Here is an 8,411-nt window from a genome sequence, read left to right as displayed (position 1 = left end):
CCCGGCCGGGTCGGCGACCCGGGTGCGAGTGGCGTGCTCCCGGCGCTGCGGTCACTGTGGCCGGGGGCCCTGCTGCTCCCACCGCTCCCCGGGGAACCGGTCGCCGACCCGCTCGGGATGTGGGCCGGCCGGAGCGCGTAGCCGCCGGTCAGCGGGTGTAGTCGGTCGCACGCTCGTAGCGGGCGTGATCGTCCCAGACCCTGCGCAGCAGCTGTTCGAGTTCCCAGACGTCGCCCTCGGAGCCGAAGTACTTCCGGTCGATCGTCTTGAGCTTGTCCTCGTTGTCGAGGATCTTGGCCCACAGCTTGGCCCGCTCGACGGGGTCGTCGGTGAAGTTCTTGTTCAGGTACTCGTGCGAGTACCGCTTGAGGTTGCCGAGCACGGTGAGCGCCTTCCCGGCCGGGCTCACCAGGGAGGCCACGACGGTCACCACGAGCACGGCCACGATGACGCCCAGCGAGAGATAGGTGGGTACCTCCACCACGTCGACGTGCTCGCCCTGGTTGATGAACGGCAGGTTGTTCTCGTGCAGAGCGTGGAGGATCAGCTTGACGCCGATGAAGCCCAGGATCGCCGCCAGGCCGTACTTGAGGTAGACGAGACGGTCGAGCAGGCCGTCCAGCAGGAAGTACAGCTGGCGCAGTCCGAGGAGCGAGAACGTGGTCGCGGTGAAGACGATGAAGACGTTCTGGGTGAGGCCGAAGATCGCGGGGATGGAGTCCAGCGCGAACATGATGTCAGTGCCGCCGATCGCCACCATGACGATCATCATCGGCGTCATGACCTTCTTGCCGTTCTCGATGGTGAACAGCTTGTCGTGGTCGTAGTGATCGGTCGCCGGGATGAACTTCTTGGCCAGGCGCACCACGACGTTGTCCGCGTCGTCGTCCTCGTCGTCCTCGGCCAGGAGACGCCCCGCGGTGACGATGAGGAACAGTCCGAACACGTAGAACAGCGCACTGAACGCGTTGAGCAGCGCCGCTCCGACGAAGATGAAACCGGTCCGGGCGATGATCGAGAACACGATGCCGAACAGGAGTGCCTTCTGCTGCCCGGCGCGCGGGACCTTGAAACTGGTCAACAGGAGCAGGAACACGAACAGGTTGTCCACCGACAGCGCCTTCTCGGTGATGTAACCGGCGAAGTACTCGACGCCCATCTGGTTTCCGCCGAAGATCCACACGAGGAAACCGAAGACGATCGCGATGCCCACGTACATCGCGGACCAGATGGCCGACTCCCTGAGCGTCGGGATGTGTTCCTTGCGCACGTGGAAGAAGTAGTCGAACAGCAGTAGTGCGACGATCAAGCCGACGGACAGCGACCAGGCGAGCGGGGTGGCTCCCAACGGGATTCCTTTCCGAGGAGGGCCGGGGACCGGATAATCCTACGCGCCCCGGGCCGGTTCGCCCCCGGTCAGCTCTTCCGTCGGATGAACATCGTGTGCTGCGCCTCCACGACCGTCGTGCCGCGGCTGTCGCTCACCACCGCGGTGTGGACGATGCTGGTGCTCGGGTGGTCGGTCAGTCGCTCCCTGATGGCGTCCGCCTCGGGGCCGGGGACGTCCACCACGCACCGCAGTCGGCCCCGGCCGGGGGCCCGGAAATCGATCGTCGCGCTCTTGGTCCACACCTGGTACCCGCCACCGAGTTGCCCCGACAGCAGGGCGCCGTAGAGGACGTCGGTCGCGGCGAACAGTGCGCCGCCGAACGCGGTGCCGTTGGTGTTGGCGGTCCACGGTGCGACGTGCATGCTCAGCTCCCCGCGCGTCCAGTCCGGGGCGATGTGCCGGATGCGGATCCCTGAGCCGAGCAGAGGGGGATACAGCGAGGCCAGCAGCTGGAACGCCCGGGGGCTGGAGGTGTATCGGTGCAGCACGGTCTTGGGCACGGTCCGATCCTAACTTACCCGCGAGTCAGTTAAGGCCCTCGGTCGAGCGCGCGCACGGGGATGGACCTGCAGGAAAGGGCCACCAGGAGGGCCGCCTGGACAAAAAGCGTGCCCTTGTCTAGACATACGGCTTGTGTTTGTCTAGATTTGACGCACTAGGTGGCGTGCGACACATGCTGCCGGGTTCGATCAAGGGAGTCTTGTGATGCACACCGACCTCCAGACAGGGGAGACCGCGGCGCAGCCGTATCCCTGGACTGACGGCAAGCGATACCTGTGGCTGCTCGGGCTCATCCCCGCCGGCGCGCTGTTCATCTCTCTCGGGTTGTTCTCGTGGTTCTCCCACGCCGGGTGGGGAACCGCCGCGGTCGTGGCGTGGTTCGTCGCGCCCTTCGTCGTGTTCGTGTTCATCCCCCTGCTCGACATGGTCGTCGGGGTGGACGGTCGGAACCCGCCCGAGGAGGTCATCGAACGCCTGGAGGCCGACCCCTTCTACCGGTGGTGCACGTACTTGTACCTCCCGGTGCAGTACGCCGCCCTGATCGTCGCCTGCTACCTCTGGACCGCGGACGACCTGTCGTTCTTCGGCCACGAGGGCGGCCTGGGTCTGGTGGCCAAGATCGGCGTCGCCTGGGCCGTGGGCATCGCCGGGGGCATCGGCATCAACACCGCTCACGAACTCGGACACAAGATCCAGAACTCCGAGAAGTGGTTGTCCAAGGTCGCCCTGGCCACCACCGCCTACGGGCACTTCTACATCGAGCACAACCGCGGTCACCACGCCCGCGTCGCCACCCCGGAGGACCCGGCCAGCTCGCGACTCGGCGAGTCGTTCTGGGCCTTCCTCCCGCGCAGCGTCATCGGCTCCCTCATCTCGGCCTGGGAGCTGGAGAAGAATCGTCTGGAGCGCCTCGGAAAGTCTCCGTGGACCCTGCGCAATGACAACATCAACGCCTGGCTCATGACGGTGGTCCTGTTCGGTGCCCTCACCGCAGCCTTCGGTCTCGAGGTTCTGCCCTGGCTGATCCTGCAGGCGGTGTACGGGTTCAGCCTGCTGGAGGTCGTCAACTACCTCGAGCACTACGGACTGCGCCGCAAGAAGCTCGACAGCGGCCGCTACCAGCGGTGTCGCCCCGAGCACTCGTGGAACTCCGACCACCTGGTCACCAACATCTTCCTCTACCACCTGCAGCGTCACTCGGATCATCACGCCAACCCGATGCGCCGCTACCAGGTACTGCGCACCACCGACGACGCCCCGCAGCTGCCCGCCGGGTACGCCGCGCTCATCGTGGTGGCCTACTTCCCGCCGATCTGGCGCAGGATCATGGATCACCGGGTTCTCGATCACTACGACGGCGACGTCACCCGGGCCAACATCCAGCCGTCCAAGCGGGAGCGGATCCTGGCGCGCTACGCCGCCCCGTCGGCCACCGGCACGAGCACCGCGACCAGCCGGTCCTCCGCCCCGGCCGCCACGGCGACCGCAGTCCTCGATCCCGAGCCCGACGTGGACGCCGTCCGCAGCGCCGTCTCGCCGATCGGCACCTACGCCTGCCCCAACTGTGGCCACCACTACGTCGAGTCGCTCGGCGAGCCGCGGGAGGGTTTCGCCCCCGGCACGCCGTGGTCGGAGATCCCGGACAACTGGCAGTGCCCGGACTGTGGCGTCCGGGACAAGGTCGACTTCGTGCCGGTGAGCTGACCCCGACAGGTCGTGACATCCGTGTACCCAGTGTTTCAACCAGGAGGTTTCTCATGAAGATCGCGATCGACCCGGACCGGTGCGAGGGGCAGGCGGTGTGCGTCGGCCTCGCCCCGAAGGTCTTCGCCCTGGGCGACGACGACGAGGTGGTGCGCCTGCTCGTGGAGGAGGTCCCCGAGGATCTCCAGAAGAGGGCTCGCAAGGCCATCGAGAAGTGCCCGATGGCGGCGCTCCGCGAGGCCGGGTAGGCCGCAGGGCCAGTCCTGCCAGTCCTGCCAGGCCGCCGGCCAGGGCTTACTGGGCCGCCGGCCAGGGCCTACTGGGCCGCCGGCCGGTGTCTGCTAGGCCGCCGGCCAGGCCGAGGGGTCCCGACCGGTACGCGCGAGAGCGGCGTGCCGGGGCGGGACCCCTTTTCCGTCGAAGCCCGGGAGCGGCGCGGAGAACAGTTCCGGGGCCGGGTCGTCGGCGAGATCGGTCCGGACGAAGTCGAGGACGGCGAGTTCGAGGTCGTCGCCCCACGGCAGGTCGACCCCCTGGGAGACCGACAGGTCCCAGGCGTGGACGGCCAGATCGAAGGTCTGCTGCGCGAGATAGTGCACCATCGGCGCCCGACCGTAGGAGAGGTGGACCTCGTCGTCGATCGGGGTGCCCCGCCACGCGGCGGCCACCGGCGCGCACAGGGTGTGCCAGTAGGCCACGAGGTCGGGACCGCTGGCCCCGGTGAGCCGACGGAGCGGCTCCTCGAGGTCCCCGGCCACCTCGTCGACCGTCCCTCCGGCCAACAGCCCAGGGACCCACATCTGCTCGTCCACGACGTGGGCCAGCACCTCACGGGCGGTCCACTCGCTGCACGGGGTGGCGGCCTCCCAGTCGGTGACCATCGGCAGGACCCGGTCGTACAGGTCGACGGCCCGGGACTGCAGGGTGATCCAGTCGGTCATGGCTTGTCGAACCGCTCGCCCGCGCCCAACCGCTGCAGACGCATCCACTCGCGCAGGCCGGCCGGGTCCCGCCTGGTCACCAGGAAGTACCAGCCGAAGCGCAGGATCTCCTGGGGGATGAGGCGCCGGTTGCCGGGCTGGGTGAGCACGTACCCGCGATTGCGGTAGGTGAAGTGCCGTTTGACCGGGTCGTCGGGGAACTGGGTGTGCATGCGGCCGCCGAGGATCGGCTTGAACTCGTCGGACCCCTGCGGGTGCAGATACGCGGTGGTCAGGCAGGTGCCGAAGGGCAGTCGGGACCGCACCAGGCGCCGGTGCATCTCCACCTCGTCGCCGCGGATGAACAGCCGCAGGTCCGGGACGCCCACGCGGTCGAGGCAGTCCGCGGTGAAGAGCGCGCCGTTGAACAGGGAGGCGATACCGGGCAGAAGGTCCGTGTCCGCCCCGGAGGGTCCACCCGCGCCCTGGTCGCCGCCCTTGCCGCCGTCGAGGGACTCGCCGCCCTCGCTGTCCGCGAACAGCTCGCTGCGCCAGCGCCGCCACACCACGCCGCGGCGTAGAGGGAACGCCAACCGGTCGGGCTCGGCGAGGTCGCACACCACCGGAGAGACCTCCTCCAGCCCGTGGCGGTCCATGCAGGCCATCAGCGTGGCCAGGACCTCGGGGCCCTCGGGCCTGCCGTCGTCGTCCGCACACCACACGAGGTCGGCGCCCGTGGCCAGGGCGTGCAGCATGCCCAACGCGAAGCCGCCGGCGCCGCCGAGGTTGTGCCTCGAGCCCACGTAGGTGGCCTCCACGGGCTGCGATTCGACGAGCTCGCGCACCGCCTGCTCGTCGGCGTTGTCCACCACCACCAGGTGGTCGATCGGCCGGGTCTGCCCGCACACCATCTCGAGCGACGCGCGGAGCTGGTCGAGCCGTTTGTGAGTGACCACTACGGCCACGACCCGCCGTGCGTCGCCGGCCCCCGCGCCACCTGCGCCACCTACGGCGGTTGCGCTGCCGGAATGCTCGCCTGGGCCCGCGCTGTCAGCCCTCACGCTTCATCCTCTCCATGTACGCGGCGATCGATCGCCCGGCCTCGGGGCCCTCGTAGGCGGTGACGATCTCCTCGATGCTGCCGCGCTGCCGGATGCGACCGTGATCGATCCACATCGCCGAGTCGCACAGCTGCGCCAGGAACTCGTTGGAGTGGGAGGCGAACACCAGCATCCCGGACCGGGAGACCAGGTCGGCCAGCTTGATCCGCGCCTTCTTCATGAACTCGGCATCCACCGCGCCGATGCCCTCGTCGAGCAGCAGGATCTCCGGGTCGATCGAGGTCACCACGCCCATCGCCAACCGGACGCGCATGCCGGTCGAGTAGGTGCGCAGCGGCATGTCCAGGTAGTCGCCGAGTTCGGTGAAGTCCGCGATCTCCTCGACCTTGGCCTTCATCTGCTTGCGGGTCTGGCCCAGGAACAGGCCGCGGATGATGATGTTCTCGTACCCGGTGATCTCCGGGTCCATGCCCACTCCGAGGTCGAACACCGGCGCGACGCGCCCCCGGATCCGGGCGGCGCCGCGGGTGGGCTCGTAGATGCCGGACAGCAGCCGCAGCAGCGTGGACTTGCCGGCCCCGTTGTGCCCGACCAGCCCGATGCGGTCCCCCTCCCGGAGGGAGAGGGTGATGTCCCTGAGGGCCTCGACGACGACGACGTTGGACGAGTTCCGTCCGATCGCGCCGCCGGCGGAGCCGAGGACCGCCTTCTTGAGGGAGCGCGACTTGGCGTCGAAGATCGGGAAGTCCACGCACGCGTCCACGCAGTCGATGGACACGCCGCCGGGGGTGGGTGTGGCGGGGCTCATGGGATATACCTCCTACACCCAGTACGGGACTCGGGAGCGGAACCGGCGCAGCGCGACAAAGGCGAGGATGAGGCCCACGGCCGTGCAGGCCAGGACGACCCACCAGTGATAAGCGGCGACGGGCTGGCCCAGCATGGGGGCGCGCACGATCTCCAGGTAGTGGTAGAGCGGATTGAGCTCGGCGATGCGGGCGCGGTTGGCGATCTCCCCGCCCTGCTCGTACAGCGTCTGCGTGGTCCACACGATGGGGGTCATGTAGAACAGCAGCTGCACCATGGAGTCGAGCAGCGGGGCGATGTCGCGGAAGCGGGTGGCCAGGATGCCGAACAGCATGGCCACCCAGACACCGTTGAGCATGAGCACCGCCAGGCCCAGTACTGCCAGCAACAGGTCCCAGCCCAACGGCCGCGGGTAGACCAACATGAGCACGACCCAGATCACCAGGTTGTGGCACAGGAACAGGAACTGCCGCCACACCAGCCGGTACACGTGGACGCTGAGCGCGCTGGGCAGCTGCTTGATCAGGCCCTCGTTGGAGATGAAGACCTCCGAGCCCTCCTTGATGCAGCCGGAGATGAAGCCCCAGAGGATCAGGCCCACGGTGACGTGCGGGAGGAACTCCGCCAACGGGATCTGAAAGAGGATCGAGTACAGCAGCCCCAGCGCCGTGGCCATGACGCCGGTCGCGATGGTGATCCACAGCGGACCCAGCGTGGAGCGGCGGTAGCGCTGCTTGATGTCCTGCCAGCCCAGCGAGAGCCACAACTCGCGCTGGCCCAGCCCCTGGCGGAGGTCGGCCACGGCCCGGCGGAAGGTGTGGGAGTCGCTGACGATCTCACTGCGGACGCGCTCGTCGGGGAGCGTCGCCGAAGCGGGGTCGGGAGTGGGCTGGTCCTGCACGAAGGCGAAGCCTACTAGAGAAGTGGCCGGTGGCAGCCCCGCAGACAGGGCGCGTACACATGAGTGATGACGACCAGCACCCAGATCCAGCTCGTCAGCCGTCCCCGCGGATGGCCGACCCATGACGACTTCCGCACCGTCGCCGTCGACCTGCCCGAGCTCGCCGAGGGCGAGGTGCGCGTGGCCAACGAGTACCTCTCCGTCGACCCCTACATGCGCGGCCGGATGAACGAGGGCCGCTCCTACATCCCGCCGTTCGAGTTGAACGAGACCATGACCGGCGGCGCCGTCGGGCGTGTCGTGGAGTCCCGCTCGGACGCCCACCCGGTCGGGACGGTCGTCATGCACGACCTCGGCTGGCGGGACGTCGCGCAGGGCGACGGCCGGCAGTTCCGGGTGGTGCAGGAGATCGAGGGCGTCCCGGTCTCCGCGTACCTGGGGATCCTCGGGACCACGGGCCTCACGGCCTACGTGGGGCTGCTGCACATCGGGCGCTTCCAGGAGGGCGAGTCCGTCTTCGTCTCCGGCGCAGCCGGTTCCGTCGGCTCGGCCGTCGGTCAGATCGCCCGGCTCATGGGTGCCTCGAAGGTCGTCGGTTCGGCCGGGAGTGCGGAGAAGGTCGACAAGGCCACCTCGAGTTACGGATTCGACGCCGCGATCAATTACAAGGACGGCCCGGTCCGCACGCTCCTGCGCGAGCACTTCGGCGACGCCGACGGCGAGGGAATCGACGTGTACTTCGACAACGTCGGCGGCGACCACCTCGAGGCCGCGCTGGACCTGATGAACGACGACGGTCGCCTGGCGCTGTGCGGGGCGATCAGCTCGTACAACGCCACCCAGCGGTCGCCCGGGCCGGACAACATGTGGCACGCCATCACCCGCGGCCTCACCCTGCAGGGCTTCACCGTCAACAAATACATGCACCTGTTCAAGGAGTTCGCGGAGAAGGTCGGGCCGTGGGTCGCCTCGGGTGAGGTCGTCTTCGACGAGACGGTCGTGGAGGGCATCGACAACTCCGTGGACGCGTTCCTCGACCTCATGCGCGGGGCCAACGTCGGGAAGATGCTGGTCGAGATCTGATCCGCGGGGCCGGCCCGGGCGCGCCCCCGCCGTGGGGCAGGGTG

Annotated in this window: 9 protein-coding genes; 3 read left to right on the top strand and 6 right to left on the bottom strand. The window is 68.4% G+C overall.

The genetic code is table 11. From position 1 onward, the window contains the following. Positions 1-148: 148 nt before the first annotated feature. Both G6027_RS07715 and G6027_RS07710 read right to left on the bottom strand, forming a co-directional pair. Complete coding sequence (locus G6027_RS07715) at positions 149-1,348, bottom strand: TerC/Alx family metal homeostasis membrane protein (RefSeq protein ID WP_182636662.1); 1,200 nt, start codon at positions 1,346-1,348, stop codon at positions 149-151. A gap of 68 nt (positions 1,349-1,416) precedes the next feature. Further along, positions 1,417-1,890, bottom strand: coding sequence for a DUF4442 domain-containing protein (locus tag G6027_RS07710; RefSeq protein WP_182636661.1), 474 nt, complete (start codon positions 1,888-1,890; stop codon positions 1,417-1,419). 205 nt (positions 1,891-2,095) lie between these two features. Here G6027_RS07710 and G6027_RS07705 point away from each other — a divergent pair, with 205 nt between their 5' ends. Together G6027_RS07705 and G6027_RS07700 are read left to right on the top strand one after the other, a co-directional pair. Further along, positions 2,096-3,595 (top strand): fatty acid desaturase, encoded by a 1,500-nt coding sequence (locus G6027_RS07705; protein WP_182636660.1) that lies wholly within the window; start codon positions 2,096-2,098, stop codon positions 3,593-3,595. A 53-nt stretch (positions 3,596-3,648) separates the two neighbouring features. After that, the gene (locus G6027_RS07700; RefSeq protein WP_182636659.1) at positions 3,649-3,843 is read left to right on the top strand and encodes a ferredoxin; all 195 of its coding nucleotides are present in this window, start codon (positions 3,649-3,651) and stop codon (positions 3,841-3,843) included. A 93-nt stretch (positions 3,844-3,936) separates the two neighbouring features. Here G6027_RS07700 and G6027_RS07695 read toward each other — a convergent pair whose 3' ends face one another. From G6027_RS07695 to G6027_RS07680, 4 genes are all read right to left on the bottom strand, one after another. Next, on the bottom strand, positions 3,937-4,536 hold the full coding sequence (locus G6027_RS07695; RefSeq protein WP_182636658.1) for a maleylpyruvate isomerase family mycothiol-dependent enzyme: 600 nt from the start codon (positions 4,534-4,536) through the stop codon (positions 3,937-3,939). Beyond that, a complete protein-coding gene (locus G6027_RS07690) occupies positions 4,533-5,480 on the bottom strand; it encodes a glycosyltransferase (RefSeq protein ID WP_182636663.1) in 948 nt (315 codons plus the stop codon). The genes G6027_RS07695 and G6027_RS07690 overlap by 4 nt, the downstream gene beginning before the upstream one ends. Before the next feature lie 85 nt (positions 5,481-5,565). Further along, complete coding sequence (locus tag G6027_RS07685) at positions 5,566-6,384, bottom strand: ABC transporter ATP-binding protein (protein WP_182636657.1); 819 nt, start codon at positions 6,382-6,384, stop codon at positions 5,566-5,568. A gap of 12 nt (positions 6,385-6,396) precedes the next feature. Continuing rightward, complete coding sequence (locus tag G6027_RS07680; RefSeq protein WP_182636656.1) at positions 6,397-7,284, bottom strand: ABC transporter permease; 888 nt, start codon at positions 7,282-7,284, stop codon at positions 6,397-6,399. Between the two features lie 66 nt (positions 7,285-7,350). Between G6027_RS07680 and G6027_RS07675 the strand changes: the two genes are divergently transcribed. After that, positions 7,351-8,367, top strand: coding sequence for an NADP-dependent oxidoreductase (locus G6027_RS07675; protein ID WP_182636655.1), 1,017 nt, complete (start codon positions 7,351-7,353; stop codon positions 8,365-8,367). The last annotated feature ends 44 nt before the right edge of the window (positions 8,368-8,411 follow it).

This window comes from Dietzia sp. SLG310A2-38A2 (assembly GCF_014145095.1).
Classification (GTDB): domain Bacteria; phylum Actinomycetota; class Actinomycetes; order Mycobacteriales; family Mycobacteriaceae; genus Dietzia.
This window is presented reverse-complemented; position numbering and strand designations above follow the sequence as displayed.